The organism is Promicromonospora sp. NPDC110617, assembly GCF_055598465.1.
The window spans coordinates 1,238,326-1,258,632 of sequence record NZ_JBVKBM010000002.1 but is presented as its reverse complement, the minus strand read 5'-3'; the positions used below and the strand labels follow the sequence as shown (position 1 = coordinate 1,258,632).

Sequence of the window (20,307 nt, the reverse complement as noted above, 5' to 3'; positions counted from 1 at the left end):
ACTAACTTTCACCCGGCGAATCCGGTATAAAGGTCGCCGCAAGGGGACCGCGGAACTCGTCCGACGTCGTGCTGGCCGTGCCCACAGACCGATCGAGGGACCCGACCGCATGGAATACACCGAGCTTTCGGCCTACGACCTGCCCGCCGGGGTCGTGACGTCCTGGACGCCGCGGGCGGACGCCGGACGCTGGCAGCAGGACCCGCGCGACCTCTCACCGGGGCACGAGGCGCACCTGCGCGACTCCGAGCCGGGCTCCTGGATCGGCTCGGTGCTGCGGGTCCCCGGGCCGTACGAGGCGGAGTCGCTGCGCCGCGCGATCCACGCCTGGATGAGCCGCCACGAGGTGCTGCGCACCACCGTGACCCGCGACGCCGGCGCCGGCTGGCGGCGCGTGACGGCGCCGGCCGAGGCCGTCGCGGTCCGCGACCTCGTGGTCGGCCACCTGACCGCCGAGCAGGTCGCGGCGCTGCTGCCCAGCCTGCTCGCGGACGTCTCGCCGACCGCCTGGCCGCACTGCGTCCTGGCCAGCGTCGTGCCGGAGCCGACGGTCCCGGATTCCGGTTCGCCCGGCCCCGACGGCTTCGTGCTCGCGTTCGGCGCCGACCACTCGGTCATGGACGCCTACTCGCAGCTCCTCTGGTTCGAGGAGATCGTCTCGCTGTACGACGCCGCCCGCCGGGGCGTGCCGGACGCCGAGCTCCGGGCGCTGGAGGTGGGCTCCCACGTGGACTTCTCCGCCGAGGACCGCAAGCTCGCCATGACGCTCGCCGCCGACGGCGAGCCCGTGCACCGCTGGCTCGACTTCCTCGGGCCGGGCGCCACGTTCCCCCGCTACGGCGCCGAGGGCGTCACGCACCCGGCCGCCGACGCCGCCGAGGCCGCCCGCCCGCAGGCCTCCCGGTCGGCCTGGCTCGCCACCGCGGACCAGACCGACGACCTCAGCGCTCGCAGCCGGGCCCGCGGCGCGTCCGCCCAGTCCGGCGTGCTGGCCGCGTTCGCGCACGCCGCGCGGCGGGTGCACGGGATCGACCGGCTCCGGTTCGTGCTGCCCATGCACACCCGGTACGCGCCGCAGCACGCCGCCGCCGTCGGCTGGTACGTGGGCCTGTGCCCCGTGGACCTGGACCTCGCCGGCGTGGACCCTGTGCTGCGCGAGGTCGACGCGCGCGGGGCCGGCCGGGCCGGGGCCGGCTCCGGCCGGGTGGTCGACGGCACCGCGCTGACCGCCGCCGTCGAGCGTGTGCACGCCGCGGTCGCGGCGGGCAAACCCCTGGTGCGGTACTCGTTCGCGCGCATCGCCGAGCTGGGCGGCATCACCGACGGTCCGCACCTCGCCGTCTCCTACGTGGACACCCGGTTCGTGCCCGGGGCCGAGCGCTGGAACGACTGGGACGCCCGCACCCTGCGCAGCCCCGCGTACGGCACCGACGAGCTCTACCTGTGGTTCCTGCGCACGCACGACGGCCTCAACGTCTCCACCCGCTACCCGGACACCCCGGAGGCGCACGCCGCGACGGATGCCCTGATCGAGGAGCTCCGCGCCTGCTTCCGGGCCTTCGGCACCGCCGGCCTGAGCGAGGCGGTCGCATGATCCTCGGCGCCCTGGGCACCTGGTCCTCGCGCGCCGGGCACGTGGTGCACGTGCGGCCCACGGCAGCTGCGCTCGCCGCGGCCCGGCAGGCACCGGCGGACGCCGGACCGCCGTCGTTCCTGCAGGGCGACCACCTGCGCGCCTTCGCGGCGCGCCGGGCCTCCGGCGGCCGGCACCGCGCCTGGACCGGCACCGCGTCCCGCCTCGACGGGCCGTTCGACGGCGCCGCCCTGGCCCGGGCCCTGACCCGGTTCGTGCGGCGGCACGAGGGCCTGCGCACCTGGTTCGACGTCGACGCCTGTGCCGACGGCGGCAGCGCGGTGCGGCACCTGGTCCCCGCGGACGCCGTCGACTTCGCGCCGGTGGACGTGCCCGCCCTCTCGCCGGTACCCGGCCTCCCGTGGGACGAGTGGGTGACCGGGCACCTGAACGCGACCTTCGATGCCGCGTGCCGCCCCGACTCCTGGGCCCCGTTCGCGCTCGGCGCCGTCGTGACCGACGACGGGTTCGGCCTGTTCTGGGGCTGCGACCACGCGTTCACGGACGGCGGATCGCAGCTCATGGTGCTGAGCGAGATCGAGGAGCTGTACGGGCAGGAGCTCGCTGCGGGCGACGGCGCGGGGTCCGGCGACGTCGGGCCGGACCCCGCGCCGGTCGAACCGCCGCCGACGGCCGGGTCCTTCCTGGACCACGCCCGGGCCGAGCACGATCTCGCCGCGGCGACCCCGGCGGACGCGCCCCAGATCCGCGCTTGGTCCGACGCCGTGACCGCGAACGGCGGCCGCCTGCCGCAGTTCGCGCTGGACCTCGGCCTGCCGCCGGGCGAGACCGCACCCGTGAGGATCCGCTCCGCGACCCTGCTCGACGCCGCCGGTCTCGCGCGCATCGACGTGCTCGCCGCCGCGCACGGCGCCCGGTTCACCGGCGCGGTGTTCGCCGGGATCGCGCTCACGGACGCCCGGCTGACCGGCGCGTCCGACTGGTTCGGCGTCACCGTGGTCGGCACGCGCGGCCCGGGCTTCGAGACCACGCAGGGCTGGTTGTGCAACTTCGCGCCGGTCGCGTTCCCGGTGCCCGACGCCGCCCCGGTGCCCGACGGTGAGGGGTCGGCGTCCTTCACGGCCGCCCTGCCCGTCGCCGACGCGGCGTTCCGCCAGGCCAGGAAGGTGGCCGAGGTGCCGGTGCACGCCGCCCTCGGCGTCATGCTGGCCGGCGGCGTGCTCGACCCTGCCTCCCTCGGCAGCCCGCAGCTCATCAGCTATCTCGACCTGCGGCGGTTCCCCGGCGTCGGGCGGCCCGCCTACGACAACGGCCTGCACTTCACAGGGGAGGGCCGCACCGCGAACGCGTCGCTCTGGGTCAACCGGGACCACGAGCGGCTGTACGTCGTCACGCAGACGCCGGACACCCCCGCGGCGCAGGCCGCCGTGGACCGGTACCTCGCGGAGCTGACGGCGACGTTCGCGGCGGCCGTCGCCGAGGCCGCGGCCCCGGACGCGGATCCGGATGCCGGTGCGGACGTCGCCCCGGCTGCCGTCGTGCGGGATTTGCGGGACGTGCCCGACGCGCGGCTGGAGGCGACCGGTGCGGGTCCTCTCGGCTGACCTCTGGGAGCCGGCGCCCGGCCGGGTCGTCACGTGGGACGTCGCGCCTGGGGCGGGCCGTCGTCCGGCCGCGGCGGCGCCGACCTGGAACCAGCGCAACCACCTCCTCGGGGCCGGTTCCGGCGAACCGAGCGTGTGGATCACCGCCGCGTTCGACGTCGAGGGGCCGATCGACCCCGGGGCGCTGGAGACCGTCTTCCGCGACCTCGTGGCCGACCACCCGGGCCTGCGGGTCGAGGCGGTCCGCCGTCCCGCGCCCGAGCTGGTGGGCCTCGTGCGGCACGACCCGGACGGCCTGGTCTGGCGGCGACACGACGGCCCGGTCACGCGCACGGTCGCGGAGACCCGGGAACGCCTGGCGGCCGAGCTCACCCGCCGGTGCGCGCCCTTCGGTTACCCGGCGTTCCTGCCCGCCGCGATCAGCCGACCCGACCGGTCGACGATCGTGCTGGGCATGGACCACCTGCACACCGACGCCTGGTCCACCACCGTCGTGATCGACGAGCTGGCCGCCCGCTACGCGGAGCGCACGGGCGGCAGCGCCCACGCAGGCGGCCCGGGCGGAGCCGGGCGGCCCGCCGCCCCAGGCCGCGCGGCGGGACTGCCCGCCGGCACCGCGGCCGCGATCGTCGACGCCCCGGTCCCGGCCGACCCCGTGGGGCCACCGCCCGTCGACACAGCCGGCTCGCTGCCCGTCGGCCCGTCGTCGGTCGACACCGCCGGCCCGCCGTTTGTCGGCGCCGACGACCCGCGGCTCGCGGCCTGGCACGGCTTCCTGCGCGACCGCGGCTGGGCGCTGCCCACGTTCCCGCTGCCGCTCGGCGTGCCCGACGGCAAGCGGGTGGCGCAGCGCACCGTCGTGCGCCCGCTCGCCGACGCCACGGCCGCGGACGCCGTCGCGGCGCGCGCCCGGGCGGCCGGCGCGTCGACGTCGGCGGCCGTGCTGGTCACGCTGGCCCGGGCGGTCGCGGACCTGGGCGGCCCTGCCGTCCTGGAGACCCTGCTGCCGGTGCACACCCGCGACGACGCGGCGGCCCGCGGCGCCGTCGGCTGGCACACCACCACGGTGCCGCTGCGCATCGACTCCGCCATCGAGGCCCCGACCGCGGAGGTCCGGCCCTGGGCCGTGCCCGCCAACCCCGCCGTCCGGCACACCGTCCCGGACACCGCGCTGGCCGCGACCGGCAAGGCGCTACGGGCCGCGCGCGAGCTGGCCGCGGTGCCGCTGGAGCAGGTGGTGACGTCGCTGCCCCAGCCGCTGCGGTTCCCGCGGACGGACATCTTCCAGGTGTCGTACCTGGACTACCGGCGACTGCCGGGGCACGCCGCGGCCGCCGGACGGCGGGCCCACCACGTCTCGGCCGCCACCCGCGCCGACGACCTGCAGGTGTGGGTCTCCCGCTCGGACGCCGGCATCGCCGTCCGCGCCCGCATGCCCCGCACCCCGACGGCGACGGCGACGATCGACGCGCTGCTGACCCGCTGGTCGGAGCTGCTGACCGCGCCGGCCGAGCCGAGCACAAACAACTGAGTGCTGGGTATTTGTGGGCTGGAACCGGTTCCAGCCCACAAATACCCAGCACTCAGCTGTTTGCCTGGGGGGTCAGGCGCCTGCCGGGACCTTTTCCGCCGGGGCGAGCTGCGTCGCGTCGTAGTCGACGTCGCCGCCGAGGCTCGGCATCATCGAGGTGAGCTGCGGCTTCCACTCGGCGTACTTGGCCGGGAAGCAGCGCTCCAGCAGGCCGGTCATGGCGGCGACGGCGGTCGAGGCACCCGGGGAGGCACCCAGCAGGCCGGCGATGGTGCCGTCCTGGGCCGCGACCACCTCGGTGCCGAACTCCAGCACGCCGCCCTTGCCCTTGACCCACTTGATGACCTGGACCCGCTGGCCGGCGGTGATCTTCTCCCAGTCGGCGGGCTGCGCCGTCGGCATGAACCGCTGCAGCTCGTGGAACTTGGTCTCCGGAGCGGCCGCGACCTGGCCGATGAGGTAGCCGGTGAGGTCGAGGTTCTTCACGCCGGCACCGAGCATCGAGAACACGTTGTGCGCGCGCAGCGACGTGATCAGGCCCAGGTACTTGCCGTTCTTGAGGTACTTGGGGCTGAACCCGGCGTACGGGCCGAACATGAGGTAGCTCTGGCCGTCCACGATGCGCGTGTCCAGGTGGGGCACGGACATCGGCGGGGCGCCGACGTCGGCCTTGCCGTAGACCTTCGCGTTGTGCTGGGCGACGAGCTCGGGGTTGGCGGTGCGCAGGAACTCGCCCGAGATCGGGAAGCCGCCGTACCCGCGCGCCTCCTTGATGCCCGACGCCTGCAGCAGCGGGAGCGCGCCACCGCCCGCGCCGACGAAGACGAACTTCGCGGTGACGGTGCGACGGCGGGTGCCGGCGTTCCAGGTGCGGTCGTTCAGGGTCAGGCGCCAGCGGCCGTCCCGGAGCTTCTTGAGCCCGCGCACCTCGTGGTTCACGTGCAGCTCGGTGTTGTGCGCGGTGGCGAAGCCGATCAGCTTCTTGGTCAGCGAGCCGAAGTCGACGTCGGTGCCCGCGGCGGCGCGCGTGGCCGCGATGGGCTCGTCGGCGTCGCGGTCCAGGGTCATCAGCGGGGCCCACGAGCCGATGACGGCCGGGTCGGAGCTGAACTCCAGGTCGCTGAACAGCGGGTGCACGCTGAGCGCCTCGTAGCGGCGGCGCAGGAAGTCCACGTTGTCGGCGCCGCGCACGAACGTCATGTGCGGCGTGACGTTGATGAAGTCGGTGCCCTCCATCAGACCGGCGGTGAGCAGGTGGTTCCAGAACTCGCGGGAGGTGTGGAACTGCTCGTTGATCTTCACCGCCTTGGAGATGTCGACGGAGCCGTCCTTGCGCTCCGGGGTGTAGTTCAGCTCGCAGAGGGCGGCGTGGCCGGTGCCCGCGTTGTTCCACGGGTTCGACGACTCGAGGGCCACCTCGTCGAGGCGCTCGTAGATCCCGACACGCCAGGTCGGCTCGAGGATCGTGAGCAGCGCGCCGAGGGTGGCGCTCATGATCCCTCCGCCGATCAGCGCGACGTCGACCTCTTCGGAGGGACGCGGGGCTGTCTGGAGGTAAGAAGTCACGCTCAGAAAGATAGCGCGCTTGTGAAAAGCGGAACGAGCGCTGTGGCATGAATCACGTGATGTGTACCGTGACCTCGCTCACGGTATGGGCGGACGGCGCATCGGGGGACGGCGTCGCCCGCAGGGCGTGCGTCAGCGCACCGCCTGCGGCCCGAGCACCGACAGCAGCCGCAGCTTCTCGTGGCTCTCGCTGCCGGGCAGGGCCGTGTAGACGAGCAGCCGGTGCGACTGGTCCGGGTCGAGGAGGGACTGGCAGGTCAGCTCCAGCGCCCCGACCTCGGGGTGCACGAAGTGCTTCACCTCGTGCGGGCGGACGCCGATCTCGTGGGCCTCCCAGACCTCCCGGAACTCCGCGCTGCGCTCCAGGAGGAGCTCGGCGTACCGCGCGGCACGCGAGCCCGGACCGCGGACGGTCGCGATCTCGCGCAGGCCCGAGGCGAACATGCGCGTCAGGAACGGGTGCTCGTCCGGCGCGTAGAGCTCCCGCGTGGCCGGGTCGGTGAACCAGCGGAACCCGATGCTCCGGGCCGGCCCGGTGTAGCCGGTCGTGTCCCCGGTCAGCGCCACGCCCGTCGGCGTCTGCCGCAGGGTCTCGCCGAGCTCCGTGACGATCTCCGCGGGGGTGTCGTCGAGCCGGTCGAGGATACGCAGCAGCCCCGGGCTGATGTGCTCGCTCGTGGTGCCGCGCACCGGCGGGTGGTGTCCGGCCAGCCGGAACAGGTGGTCGCGCTCGTCGAGCGACAGGTGCAGGCCCTGCGCGATCGACGCGACCATCTGCTCGGACGGGTGGGGTCCGCGCTCGCGCTCCAGCCGGGAGTAGTAGTCGGTCGACATGTTGCACAGCACGGCGACCTCCTCCCGCCGCAGCCCGCTCGTGCGGCGGCGCTGCCCCCGCGGCATCCCGACGTCCTCCGGCTGCAGCAGCTCGCGGCGTCGGCGCAGGAACTCTGCCAGCCCGGTGCGATCGATCACGGCTCCCCCTGTCTCGAGTACCGCTTCTTTCTACCGTGTGCCCGACGGCGGAGCCACGGCCCGCCGATCCCCCGTACGGGGCGGACCCGTGACCCGGCGAGCCTGTGATCGGCAGGCCCTGGATAGGTCGTCGCCGTCTGCCCAGGATCGAGGTCGACGACGAACCGATCTCGACGACACGAGGGAGACGTGCCCATGTCACGCACACCGATCGACATCACCGTGCCGAACCTGGCCGGGAAGCGCGCGCTGGTCACCGGAGCGAGCGACGGGATGGGGCTGGGCCTGGCGACCCGGCTGGCCGCGGCCGGCGCCGAGGTGGTCATGCCCGTGCGCAACCCGCGCAAGGGCGAGGCGGCGGTCGCCACGATCCGCCGCGCGGTGCCCGACGCGCGGCTGTCGCTGCGCTCGCTCGACCTGTCCTCCCTGGAGTCCGTGGCGGCGCTGGGCGACACCCTGCGCGACGAGGGGCGGCCGATCCACCTGATGATCAACAACGCGGGCGTCATGCGGCCGCCGAGCCGGCAGACCACCGCCGACGGGTTCGAGCTGCAGACGGGCACCAACCACCTGGGCCACTTCGCGCTCGTGGGTCACCTGCTGCCGCTGCTGCGCGACGGCGGCGCGCGCGTCACCTCGCAGGTCAGCGTCGCGGCCCGGCGCGGCAGCATCAACTGGGACGACCTGAACTGGGAGCGCTCGTACGACGGCATGCGCGCCTACGCCCAGTCCAAGATCGCGTTCGGGCTCTTTGGTTTAGAGCTGGAGCGCCGCAGCCGGGCCCACGGCTGGGGCATCACGAGCAACCTCTCCCACCCCGGGGTCGCGCCGACCAGCCTGCTGGCCGCGCGTCCGGAGCTCGGGCGGGGCAGCGACACCCCCGCGGTCCGGCTGATCCGCGCGCTCTCGGCCCGCGGCATCCTGGTGGGCACCGTCGAGACGGCGAAGCTGCCGGCCCTCCTGGCCGCGACCGACCCCGCCGCCAGGGCCGGCGTGCTCTACGGCCCGAGCGGGCCCGGCAACCTCGGCGGCCGGCCCGCCGAGCAGACGATGTACGCGCCGCTGCGCAGCGCCGAGGAGGCCGCGCGCGTCTGGGCGGCGTCCGAACGGCTCACGGGCGTGCGGTTCGCGGCGGCCGTGGGCGACAACCCGTGAGCCCCCCGTGCACGTGTCAGACGCTCAGGCCACCCGGGTGACCTGAGGGTCTGACACGTCGCTCTCGCTCAGCGGGCCGGGATCGCCGACGGCCAGGGGCCGAGCTCCGGCAGGTCGCCCGGCAGCGGCGTCACCGGCACGCGTCCGGCCAGCCAGGCGGTGACGTCGCGCGGGTCGCCCTCGACGTCGTCCACGGAGACGCCGTCGGGCAGCCGCACCGCGAGGAACTCGCGGAGGTGCGCGCACAGCGCGTCGTCCCACGTCTCGTACCCGACCTCCTGCACGGTGCCGGCCAGGGCGTCGACGGAGTGGATGCGCACCTCGCGCCACCAGGCGAGCAGGCAGCCCGACAGCGGCCCACCGCGGTACCCGCTCGGGGCGTCCCACAGCGGCGAGCCGGGCTCCGGCCAGGCCTGGGAAAGGTCGTCACGGAGGTCGCCCAGGACCGCCAGGTGCTCGGCGACGGTGCGTCCGGCGCCCGCCTCGATCCCCGCGGCGCGGGCCTCCGGGCTGGCGTAGACGGGCACGACCTCGCCGCGCTCGGCGGCCCGTGCCTGACCGAGCATCGCCGTGGCCAGGCCCGCGACGTGCGCCAGCACGTGCCCGCGGGTCCAGCCGTCCAGCGTCGACGGACCGGCGAGATCGCCGGCGGTCAGCCGCCCGACGGCGGACAGGAGGTCGTCCAGCCCCGCCGCGGCGTCGCCACGGGCGTGGGCGATCAGGTCGGGGCCGGGGCCGGCGGTAAGGGTGGTGCTCGGGGTGGTGCTCGGGGTGCTGCTGGGCACGGTGCTCACAGGGGTGTGTCCCTTCGTCGGGCGGGCTGGGTCGGGCGTGTCAGACGTGTCAGACGTACGGGTCACCCGAGGGAGCCGTAGGTCTGACACCGCGCGGACGGACGGGTGCGGGTCAGGGCCACAGGAGGCCCGTGGACCAGCCGTCGGCGCCGGCGCGGTACAGCAGCCGCGTGTGCGGGCCGTCGTCCGGCGCCTGCCAGAACTCGACCTCCGTCGGCGCGAGCACGTACGCGGTCCAGTCCGGGGCGGCCAGCCCGGGGTCGGCGGTGACCGTGCGCAGCGCCTCGGCGAACGCGTCCGCGTACTCCTCCGGCGACCCGAGCGGCTCGCTCTGGTGGTTCACCAGCCCCGCCGCCCGCGACAGGTCCGGCCGCGCGAGGAAGTCCGCCCGGCTCGCCTCCGCCCCGGCCGACGCCGCCGTGCCCGTCACCTTGACCTGGCGCCCCAGCTCCGGCCAGAAGAACGTCAGCGCCGCGTTCGGGTTCGCCGCCAGGTCACGCCCCTTGGGGCCCGTCGACTGCGACGCGAACCACCAGCCGTCCGCCGTCACGTCCTTCAGCACCAGCGTGCGGGCGTGCACCCGCCCGGCGGCGTCCGCCGTCGACAGCGTCGCCGCCTGCGGGGCCAGCAGGCCGCCGTCGATCGCCTGCTCGATCCACGTCACGAACAGCTCGTGCGGCGTGGACGGCGCGGCCGCGGTGTCGAAGACCGGCAGCCCCGGCCGGGCAAAGGTGGGCAGCGCGCGCAGGCGCTCGCGGAACGTCACGAGTTCTCCTTCGGGGGCAGAATGTTCTGGTTCAGCAGGCCGACGAAGCCGCGCACCGCGGCGTCGAGCGCGCCGGGATCCCGCGTGGCCCGGGCCAGGACGTATCCGCCCTGGATGATCGCGAGGGCGGCGTGCGCGCGGTCGCGGGCGACGTCGTCGGACAGCCCGGTCTCGCGGAAGATCTGGGTGACGGTGCCCAGCAGCCGCACGAAGTACGCGGTCACCACGTCGTGCAGGCCGTCGTCGTCCATCACCGCCTGGTCGGCCGTGAGGCGGCCGATCTTGCAGCCGGCCAGCGCCTCGCGCGGCCGTTCGAGGTACGCGACCAGGCGTTCGACGGCGGGGGAGTCGCCGCCCAGCGTGCGCATCGCGCGGGTGAGCGCGTCGTCCACGGTGGCGCCGACGGCGGTCACGGCGAGGTCGTGCTTGGTGGGGAAGTGGTGGTACAGGCTGCCCTGCCCGACGCCGGACGCCGCCAGCACGGCGCGCGGGCTGGTGGGCCCGACCCCCTGGGCGGCGAAGAGGTCCTGCGCGGCGCCGACGAGCCGCTCACGTGCGGAGGTGCTGCTGCTCATGGCTGCACCATACCTACCTCCAGGTATGGTGCCAACCGAATACTTCCGGCCAGGGTGGGATGGTGTGGTCGCGCTGAGAGCTGGCGGCGTCCGGCCAGGTCCCGGCGGCGTCAGAACAGGGTGAGTACGCCCAGGACGCCGACCGCCAGGGCCAGGGCGAGCGAGACCGCGATCAGCACGCTGTGCACGGTGAGGAACGTCGTGGCCCGCCCGTCGGCGTCGCGCGACCGGGGGTCGGCGACGATGCGCTGCCAGAACCGCGGCCAGATGAGCAGGTTCCACAGCGCGGTGACGATGAGTACGACGGACCAGCCGACAGGAATATCCACCCGCCGATTATCCGCCGCCGCGACGCGACCCTCGCCACGCCCGACCCATGGTGTTGAGCACAGCAGTTGCTGCCAGGCGGACGCCTGTCGTGGCAGGAAGTGCTGTGGTCAACTCCGGCCGGGACGGCCGGGCGCGGCGGGCGCGCCGGGCGGCGGCGGGCGCGCCGGGCGGCGGCGTCAGAAGTAGTCGCGGACGTGGAGCTGGCGGCCGCCGAAGAGGGTCGACAGCGCGGCGTCGTGGTCCGGCGGGCCGGTGAGGTGACCCGCGATCCGCAGGTTCGCCGCCGACTGCGCTCCCGTGTACAGCAGCGCCAGTCCGTTCGGGCTGAACACCGGCCGCGCGTGGTGCGCGTCGTCTACGTCGACGGCGTCGCGCTCGACGTGCGTGACGCCGTCGGACACCGTGAGCGTCCACGCCCCCGCGAGATCCGCCGCGCCCCGGACGGCGAACGGCACGCGCGCACCCTCCAGCGGCGTCGCGATCCCGCCCAGCGCTCCGGCCACGTCCAGGATCCGCAGCATGTAGGGGTGGGCGGCGTGCACGGTCGTGGTCAGGTCGGGCAGCACCAGCCACGCGGGATCGAGGCCCGACGTCGCCACACGCGCCGTGCCGACCACCGTCGAGAAGCTGCCGAGGGTGCGCCACAGGGCCCGGGCGGCGTCCGGCGTCAGGGCGATCAGGTCGTCGATCTCCATGACCGTCGTGGCCGGCGTGTAGCCGTCGCCGCGGGTCCAGCTCGCGAACCCGACCACCTCGTCCGCGGCGTCGAGAGCCAGCGTGACGCCCGTGTAGTCGGCGAAGAACTTCTCCGGCGGCGTCCAGAACGGCTTCTCCGCCCGGGAGACCGGCCCGTTCTGCGCCGCTGCCCAGCGACGGTGCACGGCGACGACGGCGTCGAAGTCGGCAGTCGTCGCGCGCCGCGTCACCACGCCGGCGGGCGCCGGCACGCGGTTCAGGTTCTGCAGCGGTACGTCGACGTCGTCGAACGAGCCGACCACCTCGTAGCCCAGGCGGCGGTAGATGCCCGGTGCCGACGGGAAGAGCGTGGAGAGGACGTCGCCCTGCTCGCGGGCCTCGTCGAGCGCGGCGCGGAACAGGCGCGCGAGATGGCCGGAACCGCGCCGCTCGGGCTCCACGGCGACGCCTGCCACGCCCGCCGTCGGCACCCGGGCGCCGTGGAACCACGACGTGAACCCGTACACCCGCAGGCGAGCGGCCAGCCCCTCGCCGTCGAACGCGCCCCACTCCCGGAAGCCGGAAGCGGCCCACTCCGCCGCGGTCGGGACCTCGCGGCCCCCGGCGGGCACACCGAACGCCTCGCCGCCCAGCCGGGTGTAGTCGGGCTGGTCGGCGTACTCGATCCGGCGCACGGTGAGGGTCATGCAGGCGACCCTAGGCAACGGGTGAGGGAGCGGGCGAGCCCAAAAAATACAATCCAGGCTCTGCTTGTCGGCGCCTGAGCCTGCGGTTCCGCTCCGGGCGCGTGCCTCGTTCCTCGGCCCGCACCCTGCGCTGCGCCTCCGGCTCAGGCTCTACGGTTCGCGACTGAGCCTGCGGCCCCGCTCCGGGGCGCGTGCCTCGTTCCTCGGCCCGCACCCTGCGCTGCGCCTCCGGCTCAGGCTCTACGGTTCGCGCCTGAGCCTGCGGCTCCGCTCCGGGGCGCGTGCCTCGTTCCTCGGCCCGCACCCTGCGCTGCGCCTCCGGCTCAGTCGCCGAAGTAGGCGACCTGGTCCTCCGCCGGGTGCGGGCGCAGCAGCGGTGTGCGCGTGACCTCCAGCGGTTCCGGCGTGAGGAGGCCCTGCAGCTCCGCGTCGGCCGTGCGGTTGCCGGGCGCGAGGCCGTCGTCCGCCACGAGGTCGCGCTGGAACAGGACGGCGTCACGCCAGGCGCCGAGCTTCCAGCCGATCTTCTCGAACGAGCCCGCGCGCTGGAACCCGACCGCCTCGTGCAGCGCGATCGCGGGGTCGTTCGGCAGCACGATGCTCGCGACGACGCGGTGGTAGCCGCGGCGCGCGAGCCGCGCCAGAAGGGCCTCGTACAGGGCGCGACCGCCGCCGACGCGCTGGTGCTCGGTCGCGACGTAGACGTTGGTCTCGAGCGTCCAGCGGAACGTCGGGCGGTCCGCGAACGGCTTGGCGTAGGCGAAGCCCACGACCGTGCCGTGCGACTCCAGCACCAGCCACGTCTCGCGGCCGAAGAAGCGCTCGATGCGGCGCGTCATCTCGCGGGCGTCCGGCGGGCGGGTCTCGAACGTCGCCGCCGAGTCGGCGACGAAGGGGGCGTAGATGGCGGCGCAGGCTGCGGCGTCGTCGGGAGTCGCGACGCGGACGATGCTGTCCATGCACGGATCCTGTCGTGTTCCGCACGGGCAGGATGATCGCAACACTGAATTGACGGCGACCCGCTGAGCAGGTAAATCAGCCCGGCTCGCCCGCTGGCGGCGCGTCCCCCAGGGCGGGCGCCAGGTCCTTCTGCAGGCGTACGACGTCGTGCCACCGGCCGTGCTTCCAGCCGATCTGGTGGAACGTGCCGACGACCTCGAACCCCAGGGCGGTGTGCAGGCCCAGGCTGGCCTCGTTCGGCAGGGCCAAGCCCGCCACCAGCCGGCGGAAGCCCCGCGCGGCGAGCCGGTCGAAGAGCTCCTCGTACAGCGCGCGGCCCGCGCCCGTCCGTCGTCGGCCCTGCTGGAGGTAGACGCTGGTCTCGGCCGCCCAGCGGTAGGCCTCGCGCGGCGAGTACGGCGCCGCGTACGCGAAGCCGACGACGTCGGTCGTGCCCGCCTCCAGGGCGACGAGCCAGGCGTGCCCGGCCGAGTAGGTCGCGATGCGGCGCGCCATCTCCTCGGTGCCCGGCGGCTCGGACTCGAAGCTGATGTGGGTCTCGCGCACGTAGTAGGCGTAGATGTCGGCGCAGGCCGCGGCGTCCTCGGGGGTCGCGGGGCGGATCGTCAGGTCCATGGGGCGATCGTGCCGGATGCGCGGGGCGACCTCGAAACCGTCCCGGCGTTCGGGCGTGGGCGAAATGCACGCCGTGCTCGGGGCAGATGTCGGTGGCCGGGCATAGCGTGAGGCCCGTGACCACGCTCCAGAGACGAGTCCTCGTCGTCGCCGTCCTCGGCTCCTTCGTGTCGTTCCTCGACGGCACGGTGGTGAGTGTCGCCCTGCCCGCGATCGCGGACGAGCTCGCAGGTCCCGGCATGGAGGCGCTGCCCCTGCAGCAGTGGGTCGTGGACGCGTACCTGATCACGCTCGGCGCGCTGATGCTCGTGGCCGGCTCGATCTCCGACGTCTACGGCCGGCGCCGCGTGCTCGCGGCCGGGCTCGTCGGGTTCGCGCTGGCCTCCATCCTGTGCGCCGTCGCGCCGACCGGGCCTTTCCTCGTCCTCGCGCGTGCCCTGCAGGGGGTGGCCGGTGCCCTGCTCGTGCCGAGCTCCCTGGCGCTGATCATCGCGACGTTCAGCGGCGAGGCGCAGTCCCGTGCGATCGGCCGGTGGACCGCGCTGACCACCGGCGCGATGATCGTCGGCCCGTTCGTGGGCGGCATGCTGGTGGACTTCGCGTCGTGGCGCTGGGTGTTCTGGATCAACGTGCCCGTCATCGCCGTCACGCTCTGGCTCCTGCGCGGCGTCCCCGCCGCGGAAGGTGAGCCCGGCCGGCACATCGACGTGCCCGGTGCGGTGCTGGCCGCCCTCGGCCTCGCGGGCGTGGTGTTCGGGTTGATCGAGGGGGAGCGGCTCGGCTGGACGTCGCCCGTCATCCTCGTCTCGATCATCGCGGGCGCCGTGATGCTGGTCGCGTTCGTGCTCTACCAGCGGCGGGCGGCGGACCCGATGCTGCCGCTGCGGCTGTTCCGGGCGCGCAACTTCGCCTGGGGCAACCTGGCCACCACGGCGATCTACGGCGCGCTGTCCCTGGGCGGCTTCGTGCTCACCCTGTTCCTGCAGCAGGTCGCGGGGTACTCGGCGACGTGGTCCGGGGTGGCGCAGCTACCGACGACGCTCGCGATGATCGCGCTGTCCGCGTGGTTCGGCACGCTCGCCGGCCGCTACGGGCCGCGGCTGTTCATGACCGTGGGGCCGATCGTGGCCGGCGTCGGCTACCTGCTCATGCTCGCCATCGACGAGACCGCCTACTACCCGACGCAGGTGCTGCCCGGTCAGCTCGTCTTCGGGCTGGGCCTCGCGATCACGGTGGCGCCTCTGACGGCCGCGATCCTGGGCGCCGTGCCGACGCACGACGCCGGCATCGGTTCGGCCGTGAACAACGCGGTGGCGCGGGTGGCGGGCCTGGTGACCGTGGCGTTCGCGGGGATCATCACGGGCGGTGTGCTCGACGTCGCGTCGTTCCACCGGGCGCTGCTGGTGACGGCGGGCCTGCTGTTCCTCGGCGGACTGCTGTCGCTGGTGGGGATCCGGAACGTGCGTGGAGTAGATCCCGACGCAAACCTGGTCAAAACCAGTTAGGTATGCCTAACCTCAGTGCATGGCATTCAAGGGGCGCAAGGCCGTCGACCCGCACGTCGTGATGGCCGAGGTCGTCAGCACCAAGCGGGTCTCGCCGAACATGATGCGCGTGACCCTCGGCGGCGACGAGCTCGACCGGTTCACGCCCGCGGGCTACGACCAGTGGTTCCGCCTCTTCCTGCCGCGCGCCGGCCAGGACGTGCTGCGCCTGCCCACACGCACGTCCGGGCTCTGGTACGCCGAGTACCTCACCACGCCCAAGGCCCGCCGGCCGTGGGTGCGCAACTACACCGTCCGCGCCGCGCGCCCCGACCTGAAGGAGCTCGACGTCGACTTCGTGCTGCACGCGGGGGACGACGACGCCGACTCCGCGGGTGCGCACGCGGCGGGAGGTGCCGCCGGACACGCCGCCGGTCATGCCGCCGGCCCGGGGGCCGGATTCGCCCAGGCCGCCGAGCGGGGCCTGCGCGTCGGCCTGCTCGACCAGGGCGTCGCCTACAACCCGCGGCACGACCACGACTGGACGCTCCTGGTCGCCGACGAGTCCGGCCTGCCCGCCGTCGCTGGCATCTGCGAGTCCCTGCCTGACGACGCGCGCGGCCTCGCCGTCGTCGAGGTGCCCACGGCCGCGGACACACAGGAGTTCCGTGTCCCGTCCGGCGTCGAGCTGCGCTGGGTGGTGCGGTCCGACGGCGCGGTGGACGGCGCCGCGGGTGTAGTTGCGGACGGCACCGCGGGTCTAGTTGCAGACGGCGCCGCGGGGGTAGCTGCGGACGGCGCGGCGGGTACCGCTGCGGGCGGTACGGCGCATGCCGTCGCGGAGGCCGCCGCGCACGCCGTCCCCGGGCAGGCGGCGCTCGCGGAGCTGTGTGCCCTGGACCTCGCCGGGCACACCGGCGACGTGTACGCCTTCACGATCGGCGAGTCGGCGCTGGCCACGGGGGCGCGCCGGAACCTGGTGGGGGAGCGCGGCGTGCCCAAGGCGCACGTCGACTTCGTGGGCTACTGGCGCCACGGCCGCTCGTCCCCGAGCTGACAGCTGCTGGCGCTGGCTGGCGCTGGCGCTGGGGCATGGTGGCGCCCCGGTCTTGCGCGCGGGCTGGGTGCTGGTGGCACTGGTCTCGGTGTTCGGTGTTCGGTGTTCGGTGTTCGGGCTGGGTGCTGGTGCTGGTGCTGCTCTTCCGGGTGGTCGGCAGAACGTCAGATGGTCGGCTGCTCGGAATGCCGACCACCTGACATTCTGCCGACCACCCGACGTACTGCCGACCGCCCGGCCGCCCGGCCAACCGCCGCCCCCCGGCCGACCGCCCGACGTCGACCGCCCGGCCGACCGGCCAACCGCCGACCCTCGCCGCCGGCCGCCTGACGTTCTGCCGACCACTTGCTGATCGCTGAGGCTGGTGTTGGGAGCAGGGCAGATCGTCGCCGGGGCGGCGAGACCCTCGGTGAGGGACTGGGTCGCGGGGAGCGCGACCACAGGTGCCAGTTCTCGGGATTCGTGCACAGGCAGAGGGAGGACGGCTGCCGCGGAATGCGGATGTACGGCACCGTCGAGGCATGAACCAGACCGGGATCGTCCTAGCTCGCCACCACGACCGAGAGGCACTGCGGCGTGCGCTCCGCGCCAACCGGGCGGAGAAGATCCGGCGAGGTGCCTATCGCTCTCGGCGGCCATCGACCGGCGACCGGTTCCGTGACGCGGACGACCGGGCCCGGGCGCGCACCCTGGCGGTCGCCGCTCAGCTTCGCGAGGCCTGGGTGAGCCACGAGTCGGCCGCGCTGCTGCACGGGCTCCGGCTGTGGCAGCTGCCCGACCGCGTCCACGTCGTCCAGAAGTACCGTGCGTCGTCGGCCTCGGCCGGCGACATCGCGCGCCACCGGCTCGACCTTGCCGAGCACGAGAAGGTCGGGATCGACGGGGTGGCGACGACCAGTCTGGAACGCACGGTCGTCGACTGCTGCGTCACGCTGCACCCGCTGCTCGCGCTCGTCATCGCGGACCACGCGCTCGCGCTCGGGATGGACCGGGCCGCCGCCCTCGCCGTGCTGGACGCCCGGCGTGACCCACGCGGGCGGCGTCGGGCACGGCTGGTGCTCGAGCTGGCGGACCCGGGGGCGGAATCCGCGTGGGAGACCTGGTTGCGGTACATCGTGCTGCGGGCCGGCCTGCCTCGGCCGACCGCACAGCTCCAGGTGCGCACGCCGCACGGCGACTACCGTGCCGATCTGGGCTGGGCTGAGTTCCGGTTGCTGGCCGAGTTCGACGGGCGCGTCAAGTACATCCGGGGCGCTCTCGGTCCTGGTCACGACGCCGAGCGCGCGCTGTTCGACGAGAAGCGCCGGGAGGACCACCTTCGCGAGGAGGGCTGGGGCGTCGTCCGCGCGACGTCGTCGGACACACCCGCCGAGGCGGAAGACCGCGTCCTCCGCCACTTCCCACCCTCAACCCGCAAAGCATTGACACCCCTGCACCTCCTCCCACCGCCGCCTCACCACCCGGTCGTCCCGCCCGCGGCGCCCGCCCGCCCCGCCCGCCCTGCCCGCCCTGCCCGCGATGCCCGCCCCGCCCGCAAGGCGGGCGCACCGTGATCGGCGGAATGTCAGGTGGTCGGCATTCCGAGGTGCCGACCACCTGACGGCCTGCCGACCACTGATGCCTTAATGCGTTGGGCGTGCTCGGGCGGCTGTGTCAGGGTCCCCGCATGACTTCCTTCGTCTCGCACGTGACCGTGGACTCCTCCGATGCGTACACGCTGTCCGAGTGGTGGAAAACGGTGCTCGGTTATCAGGACGTGCCCGGGGACCCCAACCTGCCCGGTCACGAGGAGTGCATGATCGTCGACCCCGACGGCAAGGGCGTGGACGTCCTGTTCATCGAGGTGCCGGAGGCCAAGACGGTCAAGAACCGGGTACACCTCGACCTGCGTCCGCGCGCGGACCTGCGCGACGCCGAGATCGAGCGGGTCAAGGGGCTCGGCGCCACCGTCGTGGGCGACCACCGCGGGATCTACGGGCCGGGTTCGGGCTGGGTGACCTTCGCCGACCCGGAGGGCAACGAGTTCTGCGTGCTGCGCTCGCGGGAAGAGGTCGCGGCGGGCGAGAAGGCGGCGGAGCAGGCGGCCGAGCCGGCCGCCCGGGCCGAGCCCGCCGACGCATGAGCGACTGGGTGATCCGGCCCGAGGCGCCGGAGGACTTTCCCGCCATCCGCACGGTGCAGGTCGCGGCCTTCGGCGAGGACCGGGTCGCCGAAGGCGTCGACCGCATCCGCGAGTCCTGGATCTACCGCCCGGCGACGTCGCTGGTGGCGGTGGCCGACGGCGCGGTCGTGGGCCACGTCATGATCACCGGCTGCACCGTCACCGGCGAGGCCGGGCAGCGCGAGGTCGCGATGCTCACCCCGCTCGGCGTCCTGCCGGAGCACCAGCGCCGCGGCATCGGCTCGGCGCTGGTCCGGGCCGTGCTCGCGGGTGCTGAGCAGGCGGGCGAGCCGTTCGTCGTGCTGGAGGGCAGCCCGGCGTACTACGGAGCGCTCGGGTTTGTCGCGGCCCGCGACCACGGGATCGAGATGCAGCTGCCGGAGTGGGCCCCACCCGAAGCGGGACAGGTCCACCTCCTGCCGGCCTACGACCCGGCCGACGCGAGCCTGCGCGGCGCGATCAGCTACCCGCCGGTCTACGGCTGAGGGTCATCGCCGTCGGTCTGCGGCAGCTGATCGCCCGAAACTGAGTGGTCGGCAGAATGTCAGATGATCGGCAGCTCGAGTTGCCGACCACCTGACATTCTGCCGACCACCCTTAGCCAGCCAGCCAGCCACCCGGTCGGCCAGCCACCCGGTCAGCCAGCCAGCAAGCTAGCCAGCCGGCCAGCCAGCCACCCGGTCAGCCACCCAGCCAATCAGACTCGCCGGCCCGGGCCCCGCGTCAGACCCGGACCACGACCTTGCCGCGGGTGTGGCCCGTCTCGTTGGCGCGGTGCGCGTCCGCGGCGTCGGCGAGGTCGAAGACCTCTGCGACCTCGACGGTCAGCTTGCCGGCGTCGAACAGCGCGGTGAGCGCGTCGAGGTCGGCGGTCGACGGCCGCACCCACACGTAGTGCCCGCCGTGCTCGCTGCGGGCGGTGGGGTCGGCGATCGAGGCGACCGTGCCGCCGTCGGCCAGGATCTCGGTGCTGGCGGCGACGGCGCCGCCGCCCACGAAGTCCAGGACCACGTCGACGCCGTCGGGTGCGAGGGCCCGCACACGGTCGGCCAGGCCGTCGCCGTAGGTGACGGGCTCGGCGCCCAGACCGCGCAGGAACTCGTGGTTCCGCTCGCTCGCCGTACCGATGACGCGGGCACCCAGGGCCCGGGCGATCTGCACCGCGAACGCGCCGACGCCGCCGGCCGCGGCGTGCACCAGCACGGTCTGTCCGGCCGCCACGCCGGCCCGCTGGATCGCCTGGTAGGCGGTGAGGCCCGCGAGGGGCACCGCCGCGGCCTCCTCGAAGCTCAGCGACGCCGGCTTGCGGGCCAGGGTGCGCACGGGCGCGGCGACCAGCTCGGCGAACGTGCCGCCGTGCACGGTGTCCTTGCGCACGTACCCGTACACCTCGTCGCCCACCTGGTACTCCGGCGTGTCCAGGCCGACCTGCTCGACGACCCCGGCGACGTCCCAGCCCGGGATCGCGGGCAGCTCGGCGTCGATGAGGCCCTGCAGGTTCCCCTGGCGGATCTTCCAGTCGACGGGGTTGACCGACGCCGCCCGCACGCGCACCACGACCGTGTCGGGGCCGATGTGCGGGTCCGGCTGCTCGGTGAGCTCCAGGACATCCGCGCTGCCGAACTCTGCATAGGTGATGGCTCGCATGCAGGCCACAACGGGCCTGTCGGACGCCGGTATTCCGCGCCCGCCGGGTGGGCCGGGCCACACGCAGCCACGATGTCCAGTAATAGTGTGCCAAGCGCTGGGCGCTCACCCGGC

19 protein-coding genes are annotated in these 20,307 nt (G+C 74.1%); 9 read left to right on the top strand and 10 right to left on the bottom strand.

Annotation, left to right across the window (positions count from 1 at the left end):
- Window positions 1-109: 109 nt before the first annotated feature.
- The 3 genes from ACZ7LE_RS16395 to ACZ7LE_RS16385 are packed head-to-tail and all read left to right on the top strand — an operon-like array spanning window position 110 to window position 4,729.
- Window positions 110-1,594, top strand: coding sequence for a condensation domain-containing protein (locus tag ACZ7LE_RS16395; protein ID WP_470404306.1), 1,485 nt, complete (start codon window positions 110-112; stop codon window positions 1,592-1,594).
- The gene (locus ACZ7LE_RS16390) at window positions 1,591-3,198 is read left to right on the top strand and encodes a hypothetical protein (protein WP_470404305.1); all 1,608 of its coding nucleotides are present in this window, start codon (window positions 1,591-1,593) and stop codon (window positions 3,196-3,198) included. Before ACZ7LE_RS16395 ends, ACZ7LE_RS16390 begins: the two co-directional genes overlap by 4 nt.
- On the top strand, window positions 3,179-4,729 hold the full coding sequence (locus ACZ7LE_RS16385; RefSeq protein ID WP_470404304.1) for a hypothetical protein: 1,551 nt from the start codon (window positions 3,179-3,181) through the stop codon (window positions 4,727-4,729). The genes ACZ7LE_RS16390 and ACZ7LE_RS16385 overlap by 20 nt, the downstream gene beginning before the upstream one ends.
- A gap of 72 nt (window positions 4,730-4,801) precedes the next feature.
- Here ACZ7LE_RS16385 and mqo read toward each other — a convergent pair whose 3' ends face one another.
- The gene (gene mqo / locus ACZ7LE_RS16380) at window positions 4,802-6,295 is read right to left on the bottom strand and encodes a malate dehydrogenase (quinone) (protein ID WP_470404303.1); all 1,494 of its coding nucleotides are present in this window, start codon (window positions 6,293-6,295) and stop codon (window positions 4,802-4,804) included.
- 132 nt (window positions 6,296-6,427) lie between these two features.
- Entirely contained in the window at window positions 6,428-7,267 is an 840-nt protein-coding gene (locus ACZ7LE_RS16375) for a helix-turn-helix transcriptional regulator (RefSeq protein ID WP_470404302.1), read from the bottom strand.
- 195 nt (window positions 7,268-7,462) lie between these two features.
- On the opposite strand from ACZ7LE_RS16375, the gene ACZ7LE_RS16370 reads away from it, so the two are divergent.
- A complete protein-coding gene (locus ACZ7LE_RS16370; protein WP_470404301.1) occupies window positions 7,463-8,422 on the top strand; it encodes an SDR family oxidoreductase in 960 nt (319 codons plus the stop codon).
- Window positions 8,423-8,490: 68 nt separating this feature from the next.
- Here ACZ7LE_RS16370 and ACZ7LE_RS16365 read toward each other — a convergent pair whose 3' ends face one another.
- The 7 genes from ACZ7LE_RS16365 to ACZ7LE_RS16335 all read right to left on the bottom strand — a co-directional run bounded on the left by ACZ7LE_RS16365 (window position 8,491) and on the right by ACZ7LE_RS16335 (window position 13,844).
- Window positions 8,491-9,216 carry a maleylpyruvate isomerase N-terminal domain-containing protein gene (locus ACZ7LE_RS16365; RefSeq protein WP_470404300.1) on the bottom strand — a complete coding sequence of 242 codons (726 nt, stop codon included), beginning with the start codon at window positions 9,214-9,216 and terminating at the stop codon, window positions 8,491-8,493.
- A 112-nt stretch (window positions 9,217-9,328) separates the two neighbouring features.
- Window positions 9,329-9,982, bottom strand: coding sequence for a pyridoxine/pyridoxamine 5'-phosphate oxidase (locus ACZ7LE_RS16360; RefSeq protein WP_470404299.1), 654 nt, complete (start codon window positions 9,980-9,982; stop codon window positions 9,329-9,331).
- Window positions 9,979-10,557 (bottom strand): TetR/AcrR family transcriptional regulator, encoded by a 579-nt coding sequence (locus ACZ7LE_RS16355; protein ID WP_470404298.1) that lies wholly within the window; start codon window positions 10,555-10,557, stop codon window positions 9,979-9,981. The genes ACZ7LE_RS16360 and ACZ7LE_RS16355 overlap by 4 nt, the downstream gene beginning before the upstream one ends.
- 110 nt (window positions 10,558-10,667) lie before the next feature.
- The gene (locus tag ACZ7LE_RS16350; RefSeq protein WP_400546311.1) at window positions 10,668-10,886 is read right to left on the bottom strand and encodes an SCO4848 family membrane protein; all 219 of its coding nucleotides are present in this window, start codon (window positions 10,884-10,886) and stop codon (window positions 10,668-10,670) included.
- A 177-nt stretch (window positions 10,887-11,063) separates the two neighbouring features.
- The gene (locus ACZ7LE_RS16345; RefSeq protein ID WP_470404297.1) at window positions 11,064-12,269 is read right to left on the bottom strand and encodes a GNAT family N-acetyltransferase; all 1,206 of its coding nucleotides are present in this window, start codon (window positions 12,267-12,269) and stop codon (window positions 11,064-11,066) included.
- A 323-nt stretch (window positions 12,270-12,592) separates the two neighbouring features.
- The gene (locus ACZ7LE_RS16340; protein ID WP_285108475.1) at window positions 12,593-13,228 is read right to left on the bottom strand and encodes a GNAT family N-acetyltransferase; all 636 of its coding nucleotides are present in this window, start codon (window positions 13,226-13,228) and stop codon (window positions 12,593-12,595) included.
- A 76-nt stretch (window positions 13,229-13,304) separates the two neighbouring features.
- Window positions 13,305-13,844 carry a GNAT family N-acetyltransferase gene (locus ACZ7LE_RS16335; RefSeq protein WP_470404296.1) on the bottom strand — a complete coding sequence of 180 codons (540 nt, stop codon included), beginning with the start codon at window positions 13,842-13,844 and terminating at the stop codon, window positions 13,305-13,307.
- A gap of 86 nt (window positions 13,845-13,930) precedes the next feature.
- On the opposite strand from ACZ7LE_RS16335, the gene ACZ7LE_RS16330 reads away from it, so the two are divergent.
- From ACZ7LE_RS16330 to ACZ7LE_RS16310, 5 genes are all read left to right on the top strand, one after another.
- On the top strand, window positions 13,931-15,349 hold the full coding sequence (locus ACZ7LE_RS16330) for an MFS transporter (RefSeq protein ID WP_470404295.1): 1,419 nt from the start codon (window positions 13,931-13,933) through the stop codon (window positions 15,347-15,349).
- Window positions 15,350-15,368: 19 nt separating this feature from the next.
- Complete coding sequence (locus tag ACZ7LE_RS16325) at window positions 15,369-16,385, top strand: siderophore-interacting protein (RefSeq protein WP_470404294.1); 1,017 nt, start codon at window positions 15,369-15,371, stop codon at window positions 16,383-16,385.
- A 521-nt stretch (window positions 16,386-16,906) separates the two neighbouring features.
- Window positions 16,907-17,938, top strand: coding sequence for a hypothetical protein (locus ACZ7LE_RS16320; protein WP_470404293.1), 1,032 nt, complete (start codon window positions 16,907-16,909; stop codon window positions 17,936-17,938).
- Window positions 17,939-18,051: 113 nt separating this feature from the next.
- Window positions 18,052-18,507, top strand: coding sequence for a VOC family protein (locus tag ACZ7LE_RS16315; protein WP_470404292.1), 456 nt, complete (start codon window positions 18,052-18,054; stop codon window positions 18,505-18,507).
- Window positions 18,504-19,031, top strand: coding sequence for a GNAT family N-acetyltransferase (locus ACZ7LE_RS16310; RefSeq protein ID WP_470404291.1), 528 nt, complete (start codon window positions 18,504-18,506; stop codon window positions 19,029-19,031). Before ACZ7LE_RS16315 ends, ACZ7LE_RS16310 begins: the two co-directional genes overlap by 4 nt.
- A 238-nt stretch (window positions 19,032-19,269) precedes the next feature.
- Here ACZ7LE_RS16310 and ACZ7LE_RS16305 read toward each other — a convergent pair whose 3' ends face one another.
- Window positions 19,270-20,193, bottom strand: coding sequence for an NADP-dependent oxidoreductase (locus ACZ7LE_RS16305; RefSeq protein ID WP_470404290.1), 924 nt, complete (start codon window positions 20,191-20,193; stop codon window positions 19,270-19,272).
- Window positions 20,194-20,307 lie beyond the last annotated feature (114 nt).